We start from the raw sequence: 25107 nt of genomic DNA on the forward strand, positions 1-25107 counted from the left end.
GGTCAATCGTTTGATCAAGAGGAATCTCAGCTGAACTCGACCGAGAAGCGGATGTTCTTCTTCGCCATGCCGTCGAGGACGATCTGCGCACCACCGCTGCGCATCATCCATTCGAGGCGATGGTCGCGGTACTCGCGCACGAAGGCCCCCGAATCGATGATCGGCTTGAGATCTTGAAACGTCGGCAGGATCTCCATCACCGCGGCGGTACACTTCTGCGCGCTGTCGCGCGCGCTCGTGCGTTCGTGCCAGCGCGCCAGCGCCGAACCCGCCGCCGGCGGAAAGCCGTTGCCGGTCGCGCCGGTCACGTACGGCCACACCGACAGATCGCCCCACCCGAACTGCTCGCCGTTGAAGTACGGCCGATTGCCCAACTCGCGTTCCAAGCGCGCATTAATGCCGGCGATCTGCCGGCCCGCCCGCGCGACCAACTGATCGGCGAGCGCGCCGGTGGCGCGTTCGAACACGCGGATCTCGGCCAGCGCCCAATTGATCGCTTCGTAGTAGGTGTCGCACAGTTCTTCGAGCATGCGCACCCGCGCACGGTCGGCTGCAGCGGCCGGCAGCATCGCCGGCTTCGGCCACTTGTCCTCGATGTATTCGAGGATAATGGTCGAATCGAAGACCTTCACATCGCCATCCACCAGCGCCGGGACTTCCAAGCGCGGATTCGCCGCCGCGAAGGCGGCGTCGCCGCCGGCGAGAATGTTGGGCAGCACCGACTCGAATGGGACGTTCTTCTCGTACAGCGCGAGTTTCACCTTCTGCGCGTACGGCGATAGCGGATGTTCGAACACTTGGATCATGATCAGGCCTCCTCAATGCGTACCGGTAGCCGGTACGCGCCATTGTTGTGTTCCACCAAGACGATGCCGGCGTTGGGAATTGCCGGCGCAACCGGCGCCGCGTCCCACGAGCGCGCAACGTACGCCCACGCCGCCATCAGCACACCGGCATGCGCGACGACAACCACGTCGCCGCCGCTCTGAGATCTCGCGAGCCGATCGAGCACTGGCCCGACGCGCGCCTGCACTTCGAGCAGCGACTCACCGCCCGGCGGCCGCCACTCCCAGCGACGCGTCGGATCGAAGCTCGGATCGTCGCGCACGGTATCGTACGGCTGGCCCATCAACGCGCCGAGGTGTTGCTCGCATACATCGGGCTCGATCTCCAGCGGCAGAGCCAGCGCGGCGGCGATGATCTCGCCGGTCTCGCGCGCACGAGCAAACGGGCTCGCAACGACGCACGCCGGCGCGAACCGTTTGCGGATCGTGGCCGCCACAGTACGAGCTTGCTCGCGGCCACGTTCGGTCAACGGCACCTCGGTGCTGTGCGTGAAGCGGCGATCGCGGTTGCCCTCGCTCTCGCCGTGGCGCACCAAGATCAAGCGCCCAATGTTGGTGTCGTTTACTCCAATCACGCGACTAACCTCTCGTACAACTCCACATACTGCTGCGCGCTGCGCTGCCACGAAAAATCGGCGGCCATCGCATTGCGCCGCACCAGGCGCCATTTCGCCGGACGCCGATAGTAGACGAGCGCCGAGTTGATGCAATCGAGCAGCGCCGCCGGCGTGTACTCGCGAAACTTGAACCCGTTACCCTGCTCGCCGTCGAACTGCGTGATCGTGTCCTGCAATCCACCGGTCGCGTGCACGATTGGAATGGTCCCGTAGCGGAGGCTGTAGATCTGATTGAGCCCGCACGGCTCGTAGCGCGACGGCATGAGGAAGAAATCGGCGCCCGCCTCGATCTTGTGCGCCAGGGCGTTGTCGAAGGTGAACCGCACCGCAACGCGATCGGCGAATCGATCCGCCAGCTCACTGAGCACCGCCTGGTAGCGAACGTCGCCGGTGCCGAGCACGACGAGTTGCACCGGCTGCGCCAGCAAGCGCGGTAGTGTCGCGGCCAACAGATCGAACCCCTTCTGATCCGCCAGGCGCGAGACGATGCCGAACAGCGGCAGCTTCGCATCGACCGGCAGGCCGAAGACGCTCTGCAGGTCCGCCTTGCAGCGCGCTTTGCCGGCGAAACTGCCAGCCGAGTAACGTGCGGCGATGTGCGGATCGGTCGCGGGATTCCACTCGTCGTAGTCCACCCCGTTGAGAATCCCGGTGAGCACCGCGTGGCGCGCACGCAGCACCCCGTCGAGTCGATGGCCGAATGCCGGCGTCTGGATCTCTTCCGCGTACGTGCGACTCACGGTCGTGACGGCATCGGCGAACACGATGCCACCTTTGAGGTAGTTGATCTGGTTGTAAAACTCGATCTGCTCGGGATTGAAGTAGCGCCGGTCGAGATTCAGCAAATGCCAATCCTCGCCCCAGAACACGCCCTGGTAGGCGAGATTGTGGATGGTGAGCACGGTCTTCACTGCAGCGAGGGTTGGGTAGCGCGCGGCGTCAGCGCGCAGAAATGCCGGCACCAGCGCGGTCTGCCAATCGTGACAATGGAGGATTTGCGGCGGCCCCAGGCGTTCGGCGATCGCGAGCACGGCGCGCGCGAAGAACGCGAAGCGCTCGGCGTTGTCGCTGAAGTCGCCGGCCGGTGTACCGTACAACTCGTCGCGATCGAAATACGCATCCGCGCCTGGCAGATAGACCTGCACGCCACTCGGCAGTTCGGTGGTGAGCACGGCGGTCTCAATCGTGCGGCTGGAGATCGGCACGCTCACCGACCATCCGGTCGGCCGCAGCGGGAACTTGTCGCGATCGATCGCTCGGTAGGCCGGCAGCACCACGCTCACCTCGACCCCCAGTGTCGTTAGCACCGCGGGCAACGCCCCGATCACGTCGGCGAGTCCGCCGGTCTTCGCCAGCGGCACCGCCTCCGATGCGGCCATCAGCACGCGCATGGCTACGAAATCACCTCGTAGTCTTCGGTGAAGAAAATTGGAGAGTGCGACAGATCGATGAAGCGGCGCTCGTCTTCGAGCAGGGCGCGACCCGCTTCGGCACCAGCGGGCGTGTGCGTTGCGCGTAGCAACGCCTCACCATCGAACCACAACTCCGCGACTCCATCGTACGGTTCCGGCGCCCCGCGGCTGGCCTGCGCGCCGGCCGCGACCGGATGATCGATCGCGTGCGCCTGCACGTAGCGCCGAATCCCCAGTGCCGTGGCGTGTTGGCGCACCAGCGGCGCATGAGTCTCGCGCCAATAACGTTGAAACTCTTCGCGGGTCAGGTGCGGCATGCGCCGCAAGCAGAACACGAGGTGGATCATGACGTCTCTCCGTACGGTGAGCGATGGATAAGGGCTACTCTCTTCTATTGATCCTTCGTCGCGGTTGCAACGCACTCGGCAAGACGACCCGCTCATGGTGTGGCGCTTCGCTCGCGGCCGCGCTAAGACCCGCCGCGAGTCAGGAGTAGCGATGGCGAACGAGGGGCGAGTCGAAGGGGAATACGAGCCGCGCTTCACGCGGGTGCGCGAGGCGTTCGAACGGAACTTTGCCAACGGGGAAGTTGGCGCGGCGCTCGCCGTCACGCTCGATGGGCGACCCGTAGTCGATCTGTGGGGTGGATACGCCGACGCCGCGCGCACGCGGCCGTGGCAACGCGACACCATCGTCAACGTCTACTCCACGACCAAGGGGATGACGGCGATCTGCGCGAATCGTTTGATCGAAGCCGGGAAGCTGGATCTGGACGCGCCGGTTGCGCAGTACTGGCCGGATTTCGCGCAGGCCGGCAAGGCGACGCTGCCGGTGCGCTATCTGCTCTCGCACCAAGCCGGCCTCGCGGCGATCTCGACGCGCATTCCAGCGGAGAAGCTCTACGATTGGAACTTCATGACCGCGGCGCTCGCCGCGCAGCAGCCGTGGTGGGAGCCCGGCACGCAGCACGGCTATCACGCACTGACCTTCGGCTATCTCGTCGGTGAACTGGTGCGCCGTATCGATGGCCGCTCACTCGGCACCTACTTCCGCGACGAAGTCGCGAAACCATTGGGCGTTGACTTTCACATCGGTTTGGACGAGCGGCACGACACGCGCTGCGCCGAAATGATTGCGGCGCCGCCGCCACCGAAGGGCGCGCCCAATTTGTTCGCCGCCGTCACCGAGAAGCCGGAATCATTGACGGCGAAGGTGTTCGGCAATCCGCCGCTCGGCGCAGCCAAGGTCAACACCCGCGCGTGGCGCGCGGCGGAAATCCCGGCAGCCAACGGCCACGGCGATGCGCGCGGGTTAGCCCGCGTCTACGGTACGCTCGCGTGTGGCGGCGACCTCGATGGGGTTCACATCCTCAGCACGGAGGCGATCACGCGCGCCAACACCGAGCAGGCGTTCGGCACCGACGCCGTGCTCGCACCGCTACAAACGCGCTTCGGCCTCGGCTTCTTTCTCACCCAGCCAATGATTCCGTTTGGTCCTAACCCACGCGCATTCGGACATCCCGGCGCCGGCGGATCGGTCGCGTTTGCCGACCCCGACGCCCGCCTCGGGTTTGCCTACGTGATGAATCAGATGCAGCAAGGCCTCGCCGGCGACGCGCGCGGGTTCGGTTTGATCTTCGAAGTTTACGAAGCGCTGCAGTAGACCGCGCTGGGCGGAACGAGGCGGAGCACGGTGCCAGGCAGCTCACGAACGTCCCCGGCTGGCGCTTTCGTCAATGGGCTGGCGGCGACAACCGCGTGCACCTGCGACGCCAACGGCGTCACCGACGCTCGCGATGTTTGCGAAGCGATTGGCGACGGCGAGCGGTCGTGGCCCAGAATTGCCGTGGGGTGACGATGCGAGTGCCCCGATATTGTTGGAGCGCAAGGAGGTGCGGATCGCCCGAGATGATCCACGTCGCACTCGCTGCGAGCGCACAGGCCAGGACGCGATCATCGTCGGGATCGGCCGCGATCACCGGCACGCACGGTGGCTCCGCGATGATGGTGGTGACTGCCGCGTACGCTTCCAGTACCTCGCCTGCCGACGTGTGCAGCCCTGCCAGGCGAGCGGTGAACTTGGGGCGCGCCAAGACATCGCGCAACTCGTCGAGCATCGATGGGCTCACCACCAGTCGCAGCGCGCCGACCTCGGCACGGCGCAGCAGGCGATGGGGAAGGCCGGACCACAGCAGCGCCGACACGCTGACGTTGGTGTCGAGTACGACGAGCTCGCTAGCCACGACGCCGGCGTTTGGCGGTGCGCACCCGCTGCACCTCGGTGTCGATTTCTGCCAGCGACGGCCCCTTGGCGGGAGCTCGGGCGACAATCTCGGAGGGTTTCAAGGGTTGCAGGCGCTTCAGCACGATCACATCGCCGTCGGTCCACACGACCAGTTGACTGGTGCGTGGGAAGTGGCGGCGAATCTCGGTTGGCAGCTTGATCGAACCATCATTGCCGATTGTGAGGGCAATCATACGTTACCTCCGCCCCTGCGTGGGCACCGCTTGTACCAGAGCGGGCCGACCGACACCACGCCCGCGGGGACGAACCCGAACACCCGCAACGCCTTCGGCGAGACCGACAGCTCCAGCGCCAGCAGCGCGCTCTTCCGTGTGCAATGCGCTCTGCGCGACAACCGCGGACGAATCACCGCAAAGGCCGAGACGATTTCCGACCCTAGCAGCCAACAGCCTAGCACCCCTTCGACAAGTTCAGGGCAGGCTCCAACAACCTCGTACTCCGTGCTGTATCAGAACCACCTCAACCCGATCGCCGAGCTCGATGCCGACGGCAGCGTGGTGAGCCGCTTCGTCTACGGCAGCAAGGGCAACGTGCCCGACTACCTGGTGAAGGGCGGCGTGACGTATCGCATCGTGAGCGATCATCTCGGCAGCCCGCGGCTGGTCGTCAACGTGTCCGACGGCAGCATCGCGCAGCAGATGGACTACGACGAGTTCGGCAATGTACTGAGCGACACCAACCCCGGCCTCCAACCGTTCGGCTTCGCCGGTGGTCTCTACGACCGCGACACCAAGCTCGTTCGCTTCGGCGCCCGCGACTACGACGCCGAGACGGGCAGGTGGACAGCGAAAGACCCGATTGGGTTCGGGGGCGGGGATGCGAATCTGTACGGCTACGTAATCGACGATCCGCTGAATTGGCAGGACCCGAGCGGGCTTGAACGCAAGCCGGGGAAAACTCCTCCGGTACGGTGGCCAAGCCTTCCGGAAAACATCGGGGGCAAGAAGCCAGGGTGGAATCCCGATGGATACTGGGAGTGTCCGCGCGGGAGGCGAGTGACCTGGGACGACCGATCTCACGGCGCTGGCGTCGACCGGGGCCAAGGTCCTCAAGGTGGACACTGGGACGATGAGAGTAGCGACAACCGTTGGGATGAAAAGGGTAACTTGCTACCGGGAAGCGAGGACCTTGAGTTTTCGGATGACGCCGGTGAGTGGACCGTCCCTGCACCAGGGAAATTTCCATGGTGGATACTCGTACCATTTCTGATTCCGGCGCTTCCGTAGCTGGGGTTAGGCACGGAACGACAGAACAAAGGGGACCCTATGAGAAAAAAAAGGTTCAGCGCGTATCCATTGGATAGATACCCCCGAGTTCGTAGCGTCGTGTTCCCTCGAGATCTTCCTATTGCCTACGCGGTCTGCAGCAGAGAATGTGGAAACAAGGAATTCATCGTCGATGGGCAGTCGCAGGTATGCCAGTACTGCGGCCGACTAATGTTCAGGACAAAGGTCAAAACGTATCGCTCGACGAAGCATGGCGACCAGGGAGCGCAATCATCCGGCTCGGAGAATCGTGTCAACCAACTTCGGAAGCTGCCACAGGATCAGGCTTGAGTGTTGGCTATTGATAGTGGCGAGCGAGGAGCAGTGACGAAACGACCGACACACCGAGAGCTACGATGCGTTGCCGCGGCAACGCTGCTCCTCCTTGGGCTCTCTGCCGGTGTCTCCGCGCAGACGGAGATCGGCGCGGGTGTAGTGAAGATCGCTGGCGCGCAGGACGCGCAGTTGCGCGTCGCCGAGGGCATCCCGCGGTTGCAAGGGCCGATCAGCACGAGCTTCCAGATTCCCACGCATCTCGTGAATGCCAGCGGCGTTACGATCACCGATCCGACCACCGTCTTCGGCAATCGCACCGTGCTGGTGCGCGGCACGCTCTCGGGAGCGGGGATCAGGGTTCGGGGAGCGGCGCGGAAGCCGGATCAATCGAGTTGGACCCCGTCGCGCCGGGGCAGCCGCTCGTCACGCCGCCGCTCGCGCAGCCGGGGCCGTACGTCGTCGATCACTTGCGCCTCACCGACGATTAAGGTCACGACATTCTGCCCGCTGCTCGCGCCTTCGTGCCGATCACCGTGCTCGACCGTATCAATCTCGACTTGCTCAACTTGGTCACCTCGGTCACCTCGCGCCCGCTCTCGCTGCAGGAGCTGCAAGACCGCGGCGTGATCATCGACGCGAACAATTTCTCCGCGTATGAATTCACCTTCGGCCTCGCCACGCAGTCGGGCCGGGTGCCGATCCCGGTCGACGTGGCCTTCCCGAAGCTAACCTTGATGAGACAAGAGAAACTTCACCACAGAGAACGCCGAGACGCAGAGGAAGCCGCAGAGACAACGATCGGAGCTCCGTGCGTAAGTCCATCCATAATGAATTTTGGAGCTCTCCTTCCTGATTCCTCGCTCGGTCCTCCTCTCCGCGTCTCCGTGCCTCTGTGGTGGGATCATTGTCTGTCCCATCAAGGCCAACGCGGCCGCTCGGCAACACCGGGGGCGAGGGGACGGACAACGACGGCTCGTTCGGCCCAGGTGGCGACGTGCAAGGCGACTTCTCGGTGGAAGGTCGCCAAGTCGGCACGCATCGATTGACGGTCGACCTGACGGCGCAGTTGGCCTGATCTTCGAAGTTTACGAAGCGCTGCGATAGGCCGCGCCGCTCGGCGAGGTCTCGGAACACGCTTCGCCGCAGCCTTCGACGCCGCGCAGCGGGCAATTCTGCACTGAACGGGAGGACATCCCGGTTGTCACCCGTTCGAGAAAGTCCACTGCAACCTGGCGGCGGTGCAGCGGGCACCACACCGACTCGGACACAACTCGCGGCGCCGACCACGTCGCGTCTCGCATCGAATATAGAATGGCTAGACATGTCAGCAGCGCCGACGCTAATCCGAGGCCCATCATCACAATTGGGTCCATCTGACCGACCCTCCTTCACGCCGACACTGTTCATAACTCCGCATGCCGCAGCGGCACTGACATTGGTCATGCAAACTCCTGATGCGCGCCGGCGAGCGATGCGCGCGCCTCCGCGGCGCCGATTTGCATGATTCGCATCATTGAGTCCTCGCAGCCTCCCAGAGTCGGGAATGGCAGGCGTCATCTGGCGGTGATGGGCGCTGTGCCGATGCGGCCGAAGTAGTGGCACGGGGTTAGCTCCACTCAGCACGCGGAAGGAGAGCCGAATGAATGCGACCATGGAGCGGCTCAGCCGCCAACATCGCGATGTGCTCGGGCGCCTCGCCGCGATCGAGTCTGCCAGCACCGACGGCGGCGACTTCGCCGAGTTCAGTGCGTATCTCGCACACGAGGTTACGCAGCACTTCGCCCTCGAAGAGCGCGCGCTGTTTCCGGTGTTGGCGCGCCACCTCAGCCTCGTCCAGGGCCCGTTGGCGGTGATGAATGCGGAGCACGTGGCGTTCGGCGACTTGCTCCGCGATCTCGCCGCAGCGGTACGCGGAGACGACCACAACCGCCAGCGCGCAAATGTCGCGGAGATCATTCACCTCCTGCGCGATCACATCGCCAAAGAGGATCGCATCCTGTTTCCGATGGCCGCGCGCCTGTTGAGTGTCACCGAGCAGGGCGAGGTCGACACGCGAGCGGCCCGGCTCGCCGGCGCCGAACTCGCGGTGTGACATGAAGCCCGTCGCCTTCGCGGCCGGCATCGTGGCGATTGTGGCAATGGCGGCGGTGGCTGCCGCCGGAGCCGCGCCAACCACGCCCGAGGCGCTCGCGCTCGGCAAGCAGGTATTCGAGAAGCAATGCACGCCGTGCCATGGCGCCGACGGGCGCGGCGATGGACCGGCGGCGTATCTGCTGTATCCGCGACCGCGCAACTTCCGCACCGGCAAGTTTCGCTTGGTCTCGACCTGGGACGGCGTGCCGACCGACGACGATCTGTTCCGCACCATTTCGCGCGGCATGCCGGGTTCGGCCATGCCGGCGTGGGGCTACCTACCGGAAGACACGCGCTGGGCGCTGGTCGCCTACGTCAAATCGCTCGCGGAATCTCCCCTCGTCGTCAAACCCGCCAGCGAACCGGCAAGCGAAGGTAGCCAGGGCAGCGGGCTGATCTCCGTACCGACCGAACCGGCCTACGATGACCAAGCGAAGGCGCGCGCGGCCGAGTTGTTCCGCGACGGCTGCGCGTCGTGTCATGGTGCCAGCGGCCACGGCGACGGCGCAACCGATCAGCGCGACGAAGCCGACTATCCGATTCGTCCGCGCGATCTCACCACCGGTGTCTTCAACGGCAGCCCCGAACCGCAGGACCTCTATCGGCGCATCGTCGCCGGCATGCCGGGCACGCCGATGCCGATGAGCGAGTGGGCCTACGGACCAGATGCGTGGCACCTGACGCATTTCATCCGCTCCCTGTCGAGCGACGATCAACGCGCCCGCGCCGAGATGCGACGGTTCACAATTCCGGTCACCCGGGTCGCTGCGTTGCCCGATCATCCCGACGCCGGCGTGTGGGCGCGCACCCCCGTGGTCAACCTCCATCTCATGCCGCTGTGGTGGCGCTACGATCGGCCGGAGGAACTCTCAGTGCGCGCGCTGCACGACGGCACGGAGATCGCGCTGCAACTGGTGTGGACGGATGCGACGCATGATGCCACCGCGATGCGGCCGCAGGATTTCCGCGATGCCGCCGCGATCGAATTGTCGGGGACGCCCGATCCGCCGTTCTTCGCCATGGGGCAGAAGAATCAGTTCGTCAACATTTGGATGTGGAAGTCGGAGCGGCAAGCCGACCTCGAACCGGCTTTCCAAGATCTCGAGAAGGTGTACCCCAACCTCGGCATCGACTCGTACCCCAACGTATCGAAGTCGCCACTCGAACAGCCGTCCCGGCACGCATTGACGCTCGATTTCAATCCGACCTTCGTCACCGCGTGGGGCGCGGGCAACATCGTCGCGAACCCGCTGCGCACCAGCGCCGCCGAGGATCTCGTCGCGCAAGGTTTCGGAACCTTACGTGCACGACCGGAGATGAATCAAGCGGTGAGCGCCACGGGGGTTTACGGCACCGATTCGTATCGCGTGATTTTCCGCCGCGAACTCGTCGCCAAAGGTGAAGGCGCGGTAACCCTGCAACCGGGGTCGAGTGTTCCGGTCGCCTTCGCCGTGTGGAACGGCGCCGCCGGCGATCGCGACGGCAAGAAATCGGTGACCATCTGGCAGGAACTGAAGATCGACCCGTGAGGATGGCGATGATGCGACTTGGCTTCTTCCCCTCCCCCTCGGGAGACCGTAGATGAACTCGGTCGCTGTGCCGTTTTCCAGCAGAGTTCCCGTTCCTTGTAGGGGCGACGCATGCGTCGCCCGCGAATCAACGTGGTCACTGCGGAGAAGACGGAGGGCGATGCATGCATCACCCCTACGCCTCAGAACACATCGACAGTCTCTCGGGGAGAGGGAACCCGCAATGGAGGGTCCGCGATGAGCGACCAATCTTTCTTCGATCTGACCCGGCGTGACTTTCTGCGCTGGCTCGGCATCGGCACAGGCACGGCCGCGGCGGCCGGCATCCCATTGCGGCTGCTGGCCGCTGCCGATCCAGATCAGAACCCACTGGCCGGCGCGGTCGCGCGCGGCTGGGAGAAGATCTACCGCGATCAGTACAGCTACGACGCCTCGTTCGATTGGGTGTGCTCCCCCAACGACACCCACGCCTGCCGCGTGCGCGCGTATACGCGCAACGGCATCGTCACCCGCCTCGGCGCGACCTACGATTACCAAAAGTACGCCGACCTCTACGGCAATCACGCCAGCGTGAACTGGAACCCGCGCCAGTGCGCCAAGGGTTACACGTTCCACCGTGTGCTCTACGGTCCCTATCGCTTGCGCCATCCGATCGTACGACGCGGCTGGAAAGCGTGGTGCGATGCCGGCTTCCCCGAGCTGACCCCGGAGCTGAAGTCGAAGTATCTCTTTGATGCGCGCGGGCAAGACGAGTTCGTGCAGATCGCGTGGGAAGACGCCTTTGACTGCATTGCACGCGCCCTCAACGCCATCGCCACGAGCTACAGCGGCGATGCCGGCGCCAAGCGGCTCCTCGCCCAGGGCTACCAGCCCGAGATGGTGAAGGCGATGGGCGGCGCCGGCACGCGCACGTTCAAGATGCGCGGCGGCATGGGGCTGCTCGGCGTCATCGGCAAGTACGGGATGTATCGCCTCAACAACTCGATGGCGCTGCTCGACGCCAAGATCCGCGGCGTCGACCACGAGCAGGCGCGCGCCGGCCGCAACTTCTCCAACTACACGTGGCACGGCGACCAGGCCCCCGGGCATCCGTGGGTGCACGGGCTGCAAGCCTCGGACTGCGACTTCAACGACCTGCGCTCGTCCAAGCTCATCGTCATGGACGGCAAGAACTTGGTCGAGAATAAACTCACCGACTCGCACTGGTTCATCGAGTGCATGGAGCGCGGCGCCAAGATCGTCGTCATCGCGCCCGAGTACGGTCCGCCGTCGACCAAAGCCGACTACTGGATTCCCATCCGCCCGCAGACCGATGCCGCGCTGTGGCTCGGCATCACCCGGCTGATGATCGAGAAACGGCACTACGACGAATCATTCGTCAAACGCTTCACCGATTTCCCGCTGCTGGTGCGCAAGGACACCCTCAAGCGCGTGCGCGCGCACGAAGTGTTTCCGGGCTACCAATCGACCCTGTCACCCGACGGGCCATCGATGAAGATCCAGGGGCTCAAGCCAGAGCAGCACGACACACTCGGCGACTACGTCGTGTGGGACGCGAAGACCAACGCTCCGCGCGCGATCACGCGCGACGAGGTCGGCGACACGATGACGACCCACGGCATCGACCCTGTTCTCGCGGGCTCGTTCAAGCTGAAGCTCGCCGACGGCAAGACGGTTGAGGTCGCGACGTTGTGGTCGCTCTACCAGATTCATCTCAAGGACTACGACATCAAGACCGTGTGCGAGATTACCCACGCGCCGCAGAACCTGGTCGAGCAACTCGCCGAAGACATCGCGACGATGAAGCCGGTGGCCATTCATCAAGGTGAGGGTATCAATCACTGGTTCCACGCCACCGAGATGAATCGCGCGGCGTACCTGCCGCTGATGCTCACGGGCAACATCGGCCAGCCCGGCGCCGGCTGTCACACCTGGGCGGGCAACTACAAGGCGGCGTTGTTCCAAGGCTCGCCGTGGACCGGCCCAGGCTTCAAAGGCTGGATCGCCGAAGATCCATTCGAGATCAATCTCGACCCCCACGCGCCCGGCAAGGTGATCAAGGCGCACGCCTACACCAAGGACGAAGAGCCCGCGTACTGGAATCATGGCGATCAGGCGCTGATCGTCAACACGCCGAAGTTCGGCCGCAAGAATTTCACCGGCGAGACCCACATGCCGACGCCCACCAAGGCGCTGCTGTTCAGCAACGTCAACCTGATCAACAACGCGAAGTGGGCGTACGGCATGATCAAGAACGTCAACCCCAACGTCGAGTTGATCGTCTCGATCGACATTCAGATGACCGCCTCGATCGAGTATGCCGACTTCGCGTTGCCGGCCAACTCGTGGCTCGAATTCGAGGGCCTCGAAATCACTGCGAGCTGCTCGAATCCATTTCTGCAAATTTGGCAGGGCGGCATCCCGCCGGTGTTCGACAGCAAGGACGACCTCATGATCCTTGCCGGCATCGCCAACGCGATGGCGAAGGTCACCGGCGACAAACGTTTCGACGACTACTTTGCGTTCGCCGCACCCGCGCAGCGCGGGATCTACATTCAGCGGTTGCTCGATACCAGCACCACCACCGTCGGCTATCAGCTCGCTGACATCATGGCCGGCAAGTACGGGCCGCCGGGCGGCGCGTTGATGAACTTCCGCACTTACCCGCGCATTCCGTTCTACGAACAGGTCCACGACAGCGAGCCGTTCCACACCGACACCGGTCGCATGCACGCGTATGCCGACGTACCCGAAGCGATCGAGTACGGCGAGAACTTCATCGTCCACCGCGAAGGACCCGAAGCCACGCCCTACCTGCCGAACGTGATCGTCAGCACCAACCCTCTCGTGCGGCCCGAAGACTACGGCATCTCGGAGAAGGCCGAGCACTGGGACGACCGCACCATCCGCAACATCAAGATGCCGTGGACCAAGGTGAAGACGACCAAGAACTTCCTGTGGGAGAAGGGGTTCCACTTCTATTGCCTGACCCCGAAGTCGCGCCACCGCGTCCACAGCAGTTGGTCGAATGTCGACTGGCACATGCTCTACGATTCCAACTTCGGCGATCCGTATCGCCTCGACAAACGCGCGCCGAGCGTCGGCGAGCATCAACTCCACATCAACCCGGCGGCGGCGCGCGATTTGGGCATCAACGACGGCGACTACGTCTACGTCGACGCCAATCCCGCCGACCGTCCGTACCTCGGCGCCAAGCCCAGCGATCCGTTTTACCGCGTCTCGCGCTGCATGCTGCGCGTGAAGTACAACCACGCCTATCCGTACAACTGCGTGATGATGAAACACGCGCCGTTCATCGCAACCGAACGCAGCGTGAAGGCGCACGAGACCCGGCCCGACGGCCGCGCGCTATCGGAGAACACCGGCTATCAATCCAACCTACGCTACGGCTCGCAGCAGTCTGTTACCCGCAACTGGCACATGCCGATGCACCAGACCGACACGCTCTTTCACAAGGCCAAGGTGTTCATGGGCTTCATCTTTGGCGGCGAAGCCGACAACCATGCCGTCAACACCGTGCCCAAGGAAACCCTCGTGCGCGTCACCAAAGCCGAAGACGGCGGCCTCGGCGGCAAGGGCATCTGGAAACCCGCCACCACCGGCTTTACCCCCGACAACGAGAGCGAGTTCATGAAACTCTACATCAGCGGAGAGTTGGTGAAAACGTGACCAATGCGGAATGCGGAATGAAGGCATCAACCGTCTCTGACATTCCGCATTCCGCACTCCGCATTCCGCATTCCGCATTTGGAGTAACCATGCCCTTCAACGATCCTGATCCCACTGATCCCCACGAGCTGCGTGGCGTAGTGCTACCGGCCGGACCGGAGGAAGTGCGCGACATGGCCTACGCGTTCGCCGAAGAGTTCGCCCGCTTCGGCCATCGCCGCGACCAAATTCTGTGGATGTTCCGCAACCCGTTCTACGGCGGTGCCCACGGCGCCTATCAAGCGCTCGGCCACGACGCCATCGTGGCGATCGTCGACGAGTGCATCGCCATCTGGGGCCGAGTGCGGTTGGTGGATCGCGATGCGGACACTGCAACTCCCTCTCCCAGAGGGAGTTGATCGGAGAGGAGTGAGACGACCATGCCCAAAGTCCACAACTGGCAACTCGGACGCGACATGGAGTACCCGTACGACGCCGCGTTCCCGCAGCGTCAGTTCGCATTCGTCTTCAACATCAACCGCTGCATCGCCTGCCAGAGCTGCACGATGGCCTGCAAGTCGACCTGGACCTTCAACAAAGGTCAGGAGCACATGTGGTGGGCCAACGTCGAGACCAAACCCTACGGCGGCTACCCGCAGTTCTGGGACGCGCGCATCCTCGAACTGCTCGAAAAGGCCAACCCCGGAGGACAGCGCTGGCAGCCTTTAACAGATGCGCCCGCTGACAATCCGCACGCACCCTACGGCGAGTATCAAGGTCAGACGATCTTCGAAGCCGGACAGAAAAACCTCACCCCCGACAGCGCCCGCGTGCTCGGCTACTTGCCCACCGACGAAGAGTGGAACTCACCCAACATCTACGAAGACAACCCCGTCGGCGAGCGCGGCAAGCCGATGCAGTACAACCCAACCGGCGTCGAGTTGCCCGTCCACAAGACGTGGTTCTTCTACCTCGCGCGGATCTGCAACCACTGCAGCTACCCGGCGTGTCTCGCCGCATGCCCGCGCAAAGCGATCTACAAACGGCCTGAGGACGGCATCGTATTGATCGATCAGAGCGAGTGCCGCGGCTATCGCAAGTGCGTCGAAGCCTGCCCGTACAAGAAAACCATGTACCGCGGCAACACTCGCACCTCGGAGAAGTGCATCGCCTGCTACCCGCGCGTCGAAGGGAAGGATCCCGAGAGCGAGGGCCAGCCGATGGAAACTCGCTGCATGGCGGCGTGCATCGGCCAGATCCGGATGCAGGGCTTGGTGAAGATGAATCCCGAAGGTACCTGGGCGGAAGATCGGCAGCACCCGCTCTACTACCTGGTGCACGTCGCCAAGGTCGCACTCCCGCTCTATCCGCAGTTCGGCACCGAGCCGAACGGATACTACATTCCACCACGCTGGGTACCGCGTCCCTACCTGCGCCAGATGTTCGGCCCCGGCGTCGATCAGGCCATCGAGCGCTACAGCAACCCGGATCGCGAACTGCTCGCGGTGCTGCAGCTCTTCCGCCGCTCGAACCGGATCATCTTCCGCTACGAAGTCGAAGAAGGGCCGAAGATCTACGAAGGCGCGCTGCGCGGTAAACCCGTCACGATCTACAACGACACGGTGATCGCATTCGGACAAGACGGCCGGGAACTCTTCCGCACCACCGTCGAAGAGCCGCTGCATATCCGCGGAGGCCAGCATGCGAACTCCATCTGAATCTGTTCTCCCTCGCCCTGTGAGCGACGCTTGCGATGAGGGCGCGGAAGCGGCCGAACTTGCGCTCTGCCGCGCGACGCTCTACTCCGCGCTCGCGCTCGGCTTCCAACCACCCACGCGCGAGACGATCACGCGGTTGACGACCACCGACGCAGCGAGCGCTTTGGCCGACGCCGCACGTCGACTCGACCTCAGCTTGGCTGGATCGGAGGGCGACGCATGCGTCGCCCCTACCAGTCGGCCAACGCTCGCAGAACTTGCCGCGGCGCTCGCGCAGCTCGACGGAAACCTCGCCGCGCTCGCCGGCGACTACCGCCGCCTCTTCGGTCACACGGCGCGCGGCGAGGTGCCGGCGTACGAAACCGAGTACGGTAGCGAAGCCCTGTTCCAACAGCCGCAAGAGATGGCCGACCTCGCCGGCTTCCTGCACGCCTTCGGCCTAGCGATGCGGGCCGACGCGCACGAGCGCGTCGATCACGTGAGTTGCGAGTGTGAGTTCTTGTCGTTCTTGGCGTGCAAGGAAGCCTACGCGATTGCGCACGATGACCAGGAGATGCGCGCGGCCACCGCGGGCGCCACCGAGTTGTTTCTGCACGATCACGTCGGACGCTTCGTGCCGGCATTCGCGACCCGACTGGCGCGCGCCACATCCAGCGGCCTGTACCGCGCCCTGGCCGATCTCCTGCACGCGCTGGTTGAGGGTGACTGCCGGCGGTGCGACATCACGCTCGGCACGCCCGGCCTACCGTTGCGGCCCGACCCCGCAACAATCGCCACCCCAATGGGTTGCGAAGCCGCGGCCGACGGCACCTGCCCGGCGGGCGCTGGGATCGCATGACCACGTTGCCGATCGTCGCCGAACCCTCGCTGATCGAAGAAGCGGTGCTGCGCCGGATCGCCGGCCACAGCGCCGAGCGCCCGTTCCGGCGCGAGCGCGATCGGCTCTACCTCATCACCAACGAAGCCAAACGCGAGCAGACGTTCCAACAATTTCACCAGCGCTGGTTCGCGCAACTCGAACTGGGCGGACCGATCGACGCTGCGCTCGGCGAATTGCCGATCTTGGCGCAGACGTGCGTACGCTGCTTCGTGACTCGCGCCGCGCTGCCTTCCGACGAAGGCGCGGACCTGCTGGTCGCGAGTGACGGCAGCATCTGTGAGCGCACGGTCCTCATCCGCCTGCGCGTTGTGTCGTTCGACGATCCAGTCGCGTTGCTCACGCTGTTGCGCTTCGAGCTGCTGCACGTCGCAGACATGGCCGACGCGGCGTTCGGCTACGAGCCAACCCTGCCGAGTGTCGATGGTGGCCCATCGTACGAGCGACTGCTCCGCGATCGCTACCGGGCTTTGTGGAACGTCAGCATCGCTGGCCGCCTCCACCGCCGCGGCGTCGCCAGCCCCGATGCGAAGGCGGTTGCGCACCGCGGTTTCGTTGCAGCGTTCCCGGGTCTCGGCGACGCCGAGGCAGACGAAACGTTCGAGCACTTCTTCGATAGCACCACCTGCTCGCATGCGGATCTGGTTGCGTTCGCGCTTACGCCGCACGCGCGCGGTGCCGCGCGCGGTTTGGTCGCCGGCGGACGTTGCCCACTGTGCCGCTTCTCCACTTACACCCCCGAACCCGCACCGGAAGATCTGCCCAACGAGGTCGTCGCGTGCATCGCGCAGGACTTTGCCGATTGGCAACCCACCGATGGCCTGTGCCGCCAGTGCGCCGACCTCTACCGTGCTCGCCCGATGTCAATCGCCGCCGCGGAGCGCTTGCCGAATGCGCACAACACCGTGTGAGACCCAGCCGTCTCAGCTCGCGAGCGTTGCGGACGGCCACGCATTTCGCTAGCTAGCGAGCACCATGGAACGCGTGCTCGTCTACCACAACCCTGGGTGAGGGAAGTCGCGCGGCGCGCTGGACATCCTGCGCGAGCGCGGCGTCGCGTGCGACGTCATCGAGTACCTCAAGCAACCGCTCGATCGGGCCACTCTCACTCGCATCCTCGGGCTGCTCGGTGGAGAACCAGCCGCGCTGGTGCGCAAGGACAAGCGCTTCAAAGAGCTCGGCCTCGACGAGCAGCGCTATCAATCGCGCGAGCAGGTCATCGCCCTCTTGCTCGATCACCCCGAGCTGATGGAGCGCCCGGTGATCATCCGCGGCAAACAAGCAGTCATCGCCCGCCCCTCCGAGCGAGTGCTCGAAATCTTGGCGAAATCTTGAATTGACTGATCGAACGGGCACCGCACCACCCGTAGTGGGGGCTGGTCACTTCTCGCTGGTCTTCAGATACTCCACGATCGCCGTCGCCTCGGCCTCAGTGAGGCCATAGCGGAAGTGTGGCATCACCGGCTTCTGCTCGGCCAGCATGTGCCAGACCGCGGTGCGCAATTGCTCGGAGTCGCGGTGCGCGAAATAGCTGCGATCGAAGAGCACGCTCGGCACTCGGATCGCATCGCCGACGGCGGGCACACCGCGGCCCTCTTCACCGTGACAGTTGGCGCAGTACCGCTCGTAGAGCGCGAAGCCGGGTGACAGGAGCCGGACGAACTTCGTGATCGACTGGGCGTCGGCTTGCGACAGGCGCGGGACGAGCGCCGGCATGTGCTTGCGTCCGTGCCGCACTGCGATCGTGAGCGCGTCATTGGTGAGCGACCGCTGATACGCCGGATCAGCGAGATCGCGCGGCGGTTTCACCCCTGGCGGCAACATCGCGCCCGCCTGGCCGGCCGGACCGTGACACATCTCGCAGCGGTCGACATACAACTCCCATCCCGGTTCGATCGCGCGCCAGTCGATCGACGGCAAGCGCTTGAGATAGGCGACGAGATCCTCCACCGCCGCCGCCTGCGCCCGCAGCGCGGGTGGATCAAGCGCGAGGTCCAGCGCCCGGCCATCGAGCACGCGACGGACGAGTTCCTCGCTCGTGTACTTTTGCAGAAACCCCTCGCGCAGATCACGCGGCGGGGCGGCGAAAATGGTCGCGTCCGGCCCGTCGCCTTTGCCGCTCACGCCGTGGCACGGTGCGCATTGCCGTCGATAGAGTTGGGCACCATCGATTTTCTTGGCCGACTCACCGGCTTCAGCAGCGCGCGCCGCACCGAAGCCGCACGCGAGCAGCAGCAGTCCGACAGTAACAGCAATGGATCGATCGCTCAGCATCATCCCCTCCTAACTCGGCACCATCCGACGCCGACCGGTTGCGGCTGGCAACGATGTAGGCCAACGTCGAACTTGCAGGTTGCGAGCCACGATTCAAGGACCCTGCGCCGCGACACTGTTCCCGCGCGTGAGAAGCTGCGAGCAGTACAGGCATCCCAAAGCTGCGAAACGTTGCGGTCGAACCCGTCTCCGCCGCCCGCCTTCACACCGGCACGATTGCCGCACCGGCTTCCACCAACAGAGTTCGGTGAAGGTCTGCCCATGTCCACAAGCCCAATGGTAACGCTCGACGGCAACGAAGCCACGGCCTTGGTGGCGCATCGCCTCAGCGAGGTCATCGCGATCTATCCGATCACGCCGTCGTCGACGATGGGCGAATTGGCCGACGAGTGGTCGGCTCACGGCCGCACCAACCTGTGGGGCACGGTGCCACTGATCACCGAGATGCAATCCGAAGGCGGCGCTGCCGGCACGGTCCACGGCGCGCTGCAGGCTGGCGCGCTAACGACGACGTTTACCGCGTCACAGGGCCTGCTGTTGATGATCCCCAACCTCTACAAGATCGCCGGCGAGCTGACCGCCTGCTGTCTGCACGTGTCAGCGCGCACGCTTGCCACCCACGCGCTGTCGATCTTCGGCGATCATTCCGACGTCATGGCCTGCCGCCAAACCGGCTTCGCGCTGCTGTGCTCCGGCTCGGTGCAAGAAGCGCACGACTTCGCCTGCATCGCCCACGCCGCCACACTGCGCGCCCGCGTGCCCTTCTTGCACTTCTTCGACGGCTTTCGCACCTCGCATGAGTTGACGAAGATCACGCCACTGAGCGACGACGACTTGCGGGTGATGATCGACGAGGATCTCGTTGTCGCCCACCGCCAGCGTGCACTGACACCCGATCATCCGGTACTGCGCGGCAGCGCGCAGAATGCCGACACGTTTTTCCAGGCGCGCGAGGCGGGCAACCGGTTCTACGACGCCTGCCCCGGCATCGTGCAGGAGACCATGGATCGTTTCGCGGCAGTCACCGGCCGCCAGTATCACCTGTTCAACTACGCCGGACACCCCGAGCCCGAGCGCGTGATCGTGTTGATGGGCTCGGGCGCCGAGACCGTGCAGGAAACCGTCGACTGGCTAGTCGCGCGCGGCGAACGCGTCGGCGTGCTGAAGGTGCGGCTGTATCGCCCGTTCGCGCTTGCCGCGTTCATTCACGCCCTGCCCGCCTCTGTGCACACGATCGCCGTGCTCGACCGCACCAAAGAGCCCGGTGCGCTTGGTGAGCCGCTCTATCTCGATGTCGTTGCGGCGCTGCATGAAGCGCGCGATGCCGGCCTCTCATCGCTCACAGCCGATCCGCTGGTCATCGGCGGGCGGTACGGGCTGGCCTCGAAGGAATTCACGCCGGCAATGGTGCGGGCGGTCTTCGACGAGCTGACGCGTGCGCAGCCCAAGCGTCACTTCACGGTTGGCATCACCGACGACGTGACGCACACTTCGTTGTCCATCGATGCCAGCTTCGACATCGAGCCGGACGACGTCGTTCGCGCGGTGTTCTTCGGCCTTGGCTCGGACGGCACCGTCGGCGCCAACAAGAACTCGATCAAGATCATCGGCGAAGAGACCGACCACTTTGCGCAGGGCTACTTCGTCTACGATTCGAAGAAAGCTGGCGCGATGACGATTTCGCATCTGCGCTTTGGCCCGCGGCCGATTCGTTCTACCTACCTGATCACCCGCGCCAGCTTCGTCGCCTGCCATCAGTTCGGCTTTCTGGACAAGTACGACGTGCTCGATACGGCCGCACCCGGCGCGGTGTTTCTGCTCAACGCCGCCTTCGGGGCGAACGAGGTCTGGGACCAGTTGCCGCGCGAGGTGCAGCAGCAGATCATCGACAAGCAGCTCAAGTTCTACGTCGTCGACGCCTACAAAGTCGCGCGCGACACCGGCATGGGCCGCCGCATCAATACGGTGATGCAGACGTGTTTCTTCGCCATCTCCGGCGTGCTGCCACGCGACGAGGCTATCGCCCACATCAAACGGACCATACAAAAGACCTACGAGAAAAAGGGCGAAGCGATCGTGCGCAAGAACTTCGCCGCCGTCGACCACACGCTCGCGCACCTCTGCGAAGTAGCCGTCCCCGACCGCGTCACCGCAACCCGGGGCCGGCCGCCCATCGTGGCGGAGGCCGCGCCGGATTTCGTGCAGCGCGTCACGGCGGTGATGCTGGCGAACAAAGGCGATCTGCTGCCGGTCAGTGCGTTTCCCGTCGACGGCACGTGGCCCACCGGCACGGCGCAATGGGAGAAGCGCAACATCGCGCTCGACATGCCCGTGTGGGATCCGGTCATCTGCATTCAGTGCAACAAGTGCGCGATGGTGTGCCCGCACGCGGCGATCCGCGCTAAAGTCTACGCGCCGGAGCCGCTGGAACACGCGCCGGCGAGCTTCAAGGTCACGCCCTACCGCGGCAACGAGTACAAAGACCGGCAGTACACCATCCAAGTTGCGCCGGAAGATTGCACCGGGTGCAGCCTGTGCGTGGCCGTGTGTCCGGCGAAGGACAAATCGAACCCGAAGCACAAGGCGATCGACATGTGCCCGCAGGCACCGCTGCGTGACGCCGAGCGGGCGAACTACGCGTTCTTCCTCGACCTCCCCGAGGTCGATCGCACGACCGTCCGCGTCGACGTGAAGCAGGCCCAGTTTTGCGAACCGCTCTTCGAGTACTCCGGCGCTTGCTCCGGCTGCGGCGAGACACCGTACATCAAACTGCTCACCCAACTCGTCGGCGATCGGCTGCTGATCGCCAACGCCACTGGCTGCAGCTCGATCTATGGCGGCAATCTGCCGACCACGCCCTACACCACCAACCGCGAAGGCCGGGGCCCTGCGTGGTCCAACTCGCTGTTCGAGGACAACGCCGAGTTCGGCTTTGGGTTTCGCCTCGCCATTGATCAGCACCACGAGCACGCGCGCCGACTGCTCACAGGGCTCGCGTCACAAGTTGGCGATGCGCTCACCCACGGCCTCTTGAGCGCCGATCAGAGCAGCGAGGCCGGCATCAGCGCGCAGCGGCAGCGGGTCGCGGAGTTGCGGCAGCGCCTCGCCGGCGTCGGCGATCCCGCCGCGCGACGGCTGGAATCGCTGGCCAACTACTTGGTCAGCAAGAGCGTGTGGATCGTCGGCGGCGACGGCTGGGCGTACGATATCGGCTTCGGTGGTCTCGATCACGTGCTGGCGCAGGGACGCAAGGTCAACGTGCTCGTTCTCGACACCGAGGTGTACTCGAACACCGGCGGGCAGCAATCCAAAGCGACGCCCTTGGGCGCGGTCGCCAAGTTCGCCGCCGCCGGCAAGGCCGCCGCGAAGAAAGACCTCGGGATGATGGCGATGTCCTACGGCAATGTGTACGTCGCGCGCATCGCCTTCGGCGCCAAGGATTTGCAGACCGTGCGCGCGTTCCAAGAGGCGGAATCGTACCCGGGCTCGTCGCTCATCATTGCCTACAGCCACTGCATCGCGCACGGGTACGACCTGGCGTTCGGCGCCGAGCAGCAGAAGCTCGCCGTCAACAGCGGGGCGTGGCCGCTCTATCGCTACGATCCGCGCCGCGCGGCCGCCGGCGAGCCTCCATTGCAGCTCGACTCGGCGGCGCCGCGCATCCCGTTAGCCGATTACACCGGCAACGAGACGCGGTTCCGCATGGTCGAGCAACAAGATCCGGCCCGCTTCCGCGAGTTGCTCGCCGCAGCGCAGGCGGACGTGCGGCGGCGGTTCGCGATGTACGAGCGGCTCGCGGCGATTTCGGTGACGAGTGACAAGTGATGAATGAGGTAGCGCCATGGATCTCTCCACTACCTATCTCGGCCTAAAGCTGCCGCACCCGCTGATGCCGGGCGCATCGCCCTTAGTGGACGACCTCGACATGGTGAAGCGCTTGGAAGACGCCGGGGCGGCCGCGATCGTCATGCACTCGCTGTTCGAAGAGCAGATCGAGCAGGACCAACTCGGCTTCCTGCGTTTCACGGAAGATCCCGCCGAGTCGTACGCGGAGGCGCTGTCGTACTTCCCGCGCCCGGATGAGTTTGCGCTCGGTCCCGAACGCTACCTGCGTCAGATCCAGCGCATCAAAGAAACCGTGGCGGTGCCGGTGATTGCTTCGCTCAACGGCCACTCGGCCTCGGGCTGGCTCGAATACGCCCGCTTGATCGAGCAAGCGGGTGCCGACGCGCTCGAACTCAACATCTATCACGTGCCCACCGACCCGACGGAGACCGGCGACCGTGTCGAGCAGCGCGTGCTGGACATTGTGCGCACGGTGAAGGCGGAGGTCGGAATTCCGCTGGCGGTCAAACTCGCGCAATTCTTCTCCGCGATCCCGCACCTCGCCCACGCGCTCGATCGGATCGGCACCAACGGCTTGGTGCTGTTCAATCGCTTCTATCACCCCGATATCGACATCGAAGAGTTGGAAGTCGTGCCGCGACTCCATCTCTCCGAACCGTACGAGTTGCTCGTACGGCTGCGCTGGCTGGCGATTCTCGCCGGGCGCGTGCGCATGTCGCTCGCCGTGACCGGCGGCGTCCACACCGCACCCGACGCGATCAAAGCGGTGATGGCTGGCGCCCACGCGGTGCAGATGGTCTCCGCGCTGCTGCTCCATGGACCGGAGCATCTGCGCGCGGTGCACGATGCCATGCGCGCGTGGATGGAAGAGCACGAATACACGTCGCTGGCGCAAATGCGCGGCAGCATGAGCTTGGAGCACTGCCCCAATCCGAGCGCGGTCGAGCGCGGCAACTATCTGCGCGTGCTGCAGAGCTGGCGGGGAAGAGACGAGCGTTGAGCTGACTACTGGTCGCCCATCATCATCTTCGCCGTGCGGCGTCCGATCTCCACAGCGTAGTTAGTTCCCCGATCCCACGGATACACCTGCGACATCGAGGCGAAGTACAGCCCTGGAATCGGCGTACGAATATCCGGAATGTTGCGCGAGTGATTCAACGGCGGCACCGGCTGGGCGTAGGTCTCGCGGAACAGCCAGGTCTTCTTGACCCACGAACGGTCGAAGTTGGGATTGAAGCGCGACAGCGCCGGCAGAAAACGTTCCAAAATTTCCTCATGCGACAGCCGGAAGTACTCGTGCTCCGGCACCAGATAGTCGCCGCAGTAGACGATGCGATCACCGCCGAAATGCTCCGGCGACATGAAGTTGGTGTGCTCGCACAGCGCCAGGAACGGAAAGCCCTCACCCTTGGGCAAGTTGTGCCAATAGATGCCCGACTCGTTGAGTTGCCGATCAAGCGTGAGGATCAACACCACCGCGCCCATCGACTTCAGTCCGCGGAGCTGCCCGAGGTACGCGTCCGGCAACGCCGGCGTCAGCCGCTCCATCAATCGCGGCGACGTGGTGGCCAGGCACAGGTCGTAGTCGATCGGGCCGCTGGGCGCTTGCACCGTCAACCCACCACCGACGCGCGGCGCGATCGAGCGCACCGCGGCGCTCAACTCGATGGCCACACCGCGCGCGCGCACGGCATCAGCGAGCGCATCGAAGAACGCCTGAAAGCCGCCGACAAATGTCCCGAGGAATTTCGTGCGCGAGTGCACCCGCGCCCAGAACCACGCCATGTTGACGTCGCGGTAGTATTCTTCGCCGAATTTGCCGACCAACATCGGCTCGGCCAGCTTGTGGTACGCCCCCTTGCCCGTCCATCGGCTCAGCCACTCGTGCGCGGTTGTCTTCTCCAGGGCCTTCCAATTTTTCGTCAGTCGCAAGTAGAGCCCGGCGGGGCCGGCGCGCAGTTTGTCGAACAGCGACAGCCCGGGAAACTTGAGTTGCGCCGCCATCGAATCGAACGCGAAGAACTGACCCCGATCGTACACCGCGGTGACGGTATCGACGAAGCGCACGCGATCCTTGGCGCCGATTTCATCGATCAATCCGAGGACGGCTTTGTCGGTCTGAAACCAGTGATGGTAAAAGCGCTCGATCGTCCAGTCCCAGTGCGGCTCCTTGAACCCCGACGCCAACCCGCCAACGTTGGGCGCGGCTTCGTACACCGTCACCGCGTGTCCCGCGCCAGCCAGATCGTAGGCCGCCGACAGGCCGGCCGCTCCCGCTCCAATGATCGCAATCTTCATCGCCCTGTGAGTACAGCGACAACGCGCGCCCCGCAACTGCGGGT

22 protein-coding genes are annotated in these 25107 nt (G+C 64.5%); 13 read left to right on the forward strand and 9 right to left on the reverse strand.

Features of this window, described 5'->3' with window-relative positions; translation table 11 throughout:
- Positions 1-26: 26 nt before the first annotated feature.
- Genes HYR72_09270 through HYR72_09285 form a run of 4 tightly spaced genes read right to left on the reverse strand, consistent with a single transcriptional unit; the run spans position 27 to position 3221 of the window.
- Positions 27-806: a glutathione S-transferase family protein gene (locus HYR72_09270; protein MBI1815155.1), complete on the reverse strand. Its 780-nt coding sequence runs from the start codon at positions 804-806 to the stop codon at positions 27-29.
- Positions 807-808: 2 nt separating this feature from the next.
- Positions 809-1420 (reverse strand): histidine phosphatase family protein, encoded by a 612-nt coding sequence (locus tag HYR72_09275; GenBank protein ID MBI1815156.1) that lies wholly within the window; start codon positions 1418-1420, stop codon positions 809-811.
- Positions 1417-2853, reverse strand: coding sequence for a glycogen synthase GlgA (gene glgA, locus HYR72_09280; GenBank protein MBI1815157.1), 1437 nt, complete (start codon positions 2851-2853; stop codon positions 1417-1419). The genes HYR72_09275 and glgA overlap by 4 nt, the downstream gene beginning before the upstream one ends.
- Positions 2854-2855: 2 nt before the next feature.
- On the reverse strand, positions 2856-3221 hold the full coding sequence (locus tag HYR72_09285; protein MBI1815158.1) for an EthD domain-containing protein: 366 nt from the start codon (positions 3219-3221) through the stop codon (positions 2856-2858).
- A 151-nt stretch (positions 3222-3372) separates the two neighbouring features.
- On the opposite strand from HYR72_09285, the gene HYR72_09290 reads away from it, so the two are divergent.
- On the forward strand, positions 3373-4536 hold the full coding sequence (locus HYR72_09290; GenBank protein MBI1815159.1) for a beta-lactamase family protein: 1164 nt from the start codon (positions 3373-3375) through the stop codon (positions 4534-4536).
- A 118-nt stretch (positions 4537-4654) separates the two neighbouring features.
- Here the strand turns inward: HYR72_09290 and HYR72_09295 are convergent, their stop codons facing one another.
- Complete coding sequence (locus HYR72_09295) at positions 4655-5077, reverse strand: putative toxin-antitoxin system toxin component, PIN family (GenBank protein ID MBI1815160.1); 423 nt, start codon at positions 5075-5077, stop codon at positions 4655-4657.
- Between HYR72_09295 and HYR72_09300 the strand changes: the two genes are divergently transcribed.
- Positions 4989-6404, forward strand: a complete 1416-nt coding sequence (locus tag HYR72_09300; protein MBI1815161.1) for an RHS repeat-associated core domain-containing protein — start codon at positions 4989-4991, stop codon at positions 6402-6404. The genes HYR72_09295 and HYR72_09300 overlap by 89 nt on opposite strands.
- A gap of 390 nt (positions 6405-6794) precedes the next feature.
- On the opposite strand, the gene HYR72_09305 is transcribed toward HYR72_09300, so the two are convergent.
- Positions 6795-6941, reverse strand: coding sequence for a hypothetical protein (locus HYR72_09305; protein MBI1815162.1), 147 nt, complete (start codon positions 6939-6941; stop codon positions 6795-6797).
- Between the two features lie 682 nt (positions 6942-7623).
- Here HYR72_09305 and HYR72_09310 point away from each other — a divergent pair.
- Positions 7624-7794, forward strand: coding sequence for a hypothetical protein (locus HYR72_09310; protein MBI1815163.1), 171 nt, complete (start codon positions 7624-7626; stop codon positions 7792-7794).
- A 10-nt stretch (positions 7795-7804) separates the two neighbouring features.
- Here HYR72_09310 and HYR72_09315 read toward each other — a convergent pair whose 3' ends face one another.
- A complete protein-coding gene (locus tag HYR72_09315) occupies positions 7805-8092 on the reverse strand; it encodes a hypothetical protein (GenBank protein MBI1815164.1) in 288 nt (95 codons plus the stop codon).
- A 266-nt stretch (positions 8093-8358) separates the two neighbouring features.
- Here HYR72_09315 and HYR72_09320 point away from each other — a divergent pair, with 266 nt between their 5' ends.
- The 8 genes from HYR72_09320 (at position 8359) to HYR72_09355 (ending at position 17980) form a co-directional block, all read left to right on the forward strand.
- Positions 8359-8811, forward strand: coding sequence for a hemerythrin domain-containing protein (locus HYR72_09320; protein ID MBI1815165.1), 453 nt, complete (start codon positions 8359-8361; stop codon positions 8809-8811).
- Between the two features lies 1 nt (position 8812).
- Positions 8813-10381, forward strand: coding sequence for a c-type cytochrome (locus tag HYR72_09325; GenBank protein MBI1815166.1), 1569 nt, complete (start codon positions 8813-8815; stop codon positions 10379-10381).
- A 237-nt stretch (positions 10382-10618) separates the two neighbouring features.
- Positions 10619-14071 carry a molybdopterin-dependent oxidoreductase gene (locus HYR72_09330; protein MBI1815167.1) on the forward strand — a complete coding sequence of 1151 codons (3453 nt, stop codon included), beginning with the start codon at positions 10619-10621 and terminating at the stop codon, positions 14069-14071.
- Positions 14072-14160: 89 nt separating this feature from the next.
- Positions 14161-14469, forward strand: coding sequence for a hypothetical protein (locus tag HYR72_09335; protein MBI1815168.1), 309 nt, complete (start codon positions 14161-14163; stop codon positions 14467-14469).
- Between the two features lie 21 nt (positions 14470-14490).
- Positions 14491-15768: a nitrate oxidoreductase subunit beta gene (locus HYR72_09340; protein ID MBI1815169.1), complete on the forward strand. Its 1278-nt coding sequence runs from the start codon at positions 14491-14493 to the stop codon at positions 15766-15768.
- On the forward strand, positions 15752-16606 hold the full coding sequence (locus HYR72_09345) for a molecular chaperone TorD family protein (GenBank protein MBI1815170.1): 855 nt from the start codon (positions 15752-15754) through the stop codon (positions 16604-16606). Before HYR72_09340 ends, HYR72_09345 begins: the two co-directional genes overlap by 17 nt.
- Positions 16603-17556, forward strand: a complete 954-nt coding sequence (locus tag HYR72_09350; GenBank protein ID MBI1815171.1) for a hypothetical protein — start codon at positions 16603-16605, stop codon at positions 17554-17556. The genes HYR72_09345 and HYR72_09350 overlap by 4 nt, the downstream gene beginning before the upstream one ends.
- 238 nt (positions 17557-17794) lie before the next feature.
- Positions 17795-17980, forward strand: coding sequence for a hypothetical protein (locus tag HYR72_09355; protein MBI1815172.1), 186 nt, complete (start codon positions 17795-17797; stop codon positions 17978-17980).
- Between the two features lie 45 nt (positions 17981-18025).
- On the opposite strand, the gene HYR72_09360 is transcribed toward HYR72_09355, so the two are convergent.
- The gene (locus HYR72_09360; protein MBI1815173.1) at positions 18026-18922 is read right to left on the reverse strand and encodes a c-type cytochrome; all 897 of its coding nucleotides are present in this window, start codon (positions 18920-18922) and stop codon (positions 18026-18028) included.
- A 258-nt stretch (positions 18923-19180) separates the two neighbouring features.
- On the opposite strand from HYR72_09360, the gene nifJ reads away from it, so the two are divergent.
- Both nifJ and HYR72_09370 read left to right on the forward strand, forming a co-directional pair.
- The gene (nifJ, locus tag HYR72_09365) at positions 19181-22744 is read left to right on the forward strand and encodes a pyruvate:ferredoxin (flavodoxin) oxidoreductase (protein MBI1815174.1); all 3564 of its coding nucleotides are present in this window, start codon (positions 19181-19183) and stop codon (positions 22742-22744) included.
- Between the two features lie 16 nt (positions 22745-22760).
- Complete coding sequence (locus tag HYR72_09370; protein MBI1815175.1) at positions 22761-23765, forward strand: dihydroorotate dehydrogenase-like protein; 1005 nt, start codon at positions 22761-22763, stop codon at positions 23763-23765.
- 5 nt (positions 23766-23770) lie between these two features.
- Here HYR72_09370 and HYR72_09375 read toward each other — a convergent pair whose 3' ends face one another.
- Complete coding sequence (locus tag HYR72_09375; protein MBI1815176.1) at positions 23771-25063, reverse strand: NAD(P)/FAD-dependent oxidoreductase; 1293 nt, start codon at positions 25061-25063, stop codon at positions 23771-23773.
- Between the last annotated feature and the right edge of the window lie 44 nt (positions 25064-25107).

It is taken from the genome of Deltaproteobacteria bacterium (assembly GCA_016178705.1).
GTDB lineage: Bacteria > Desulfobacterota > Binatia > HRBIN30 > JACQVA1 > JACOST01.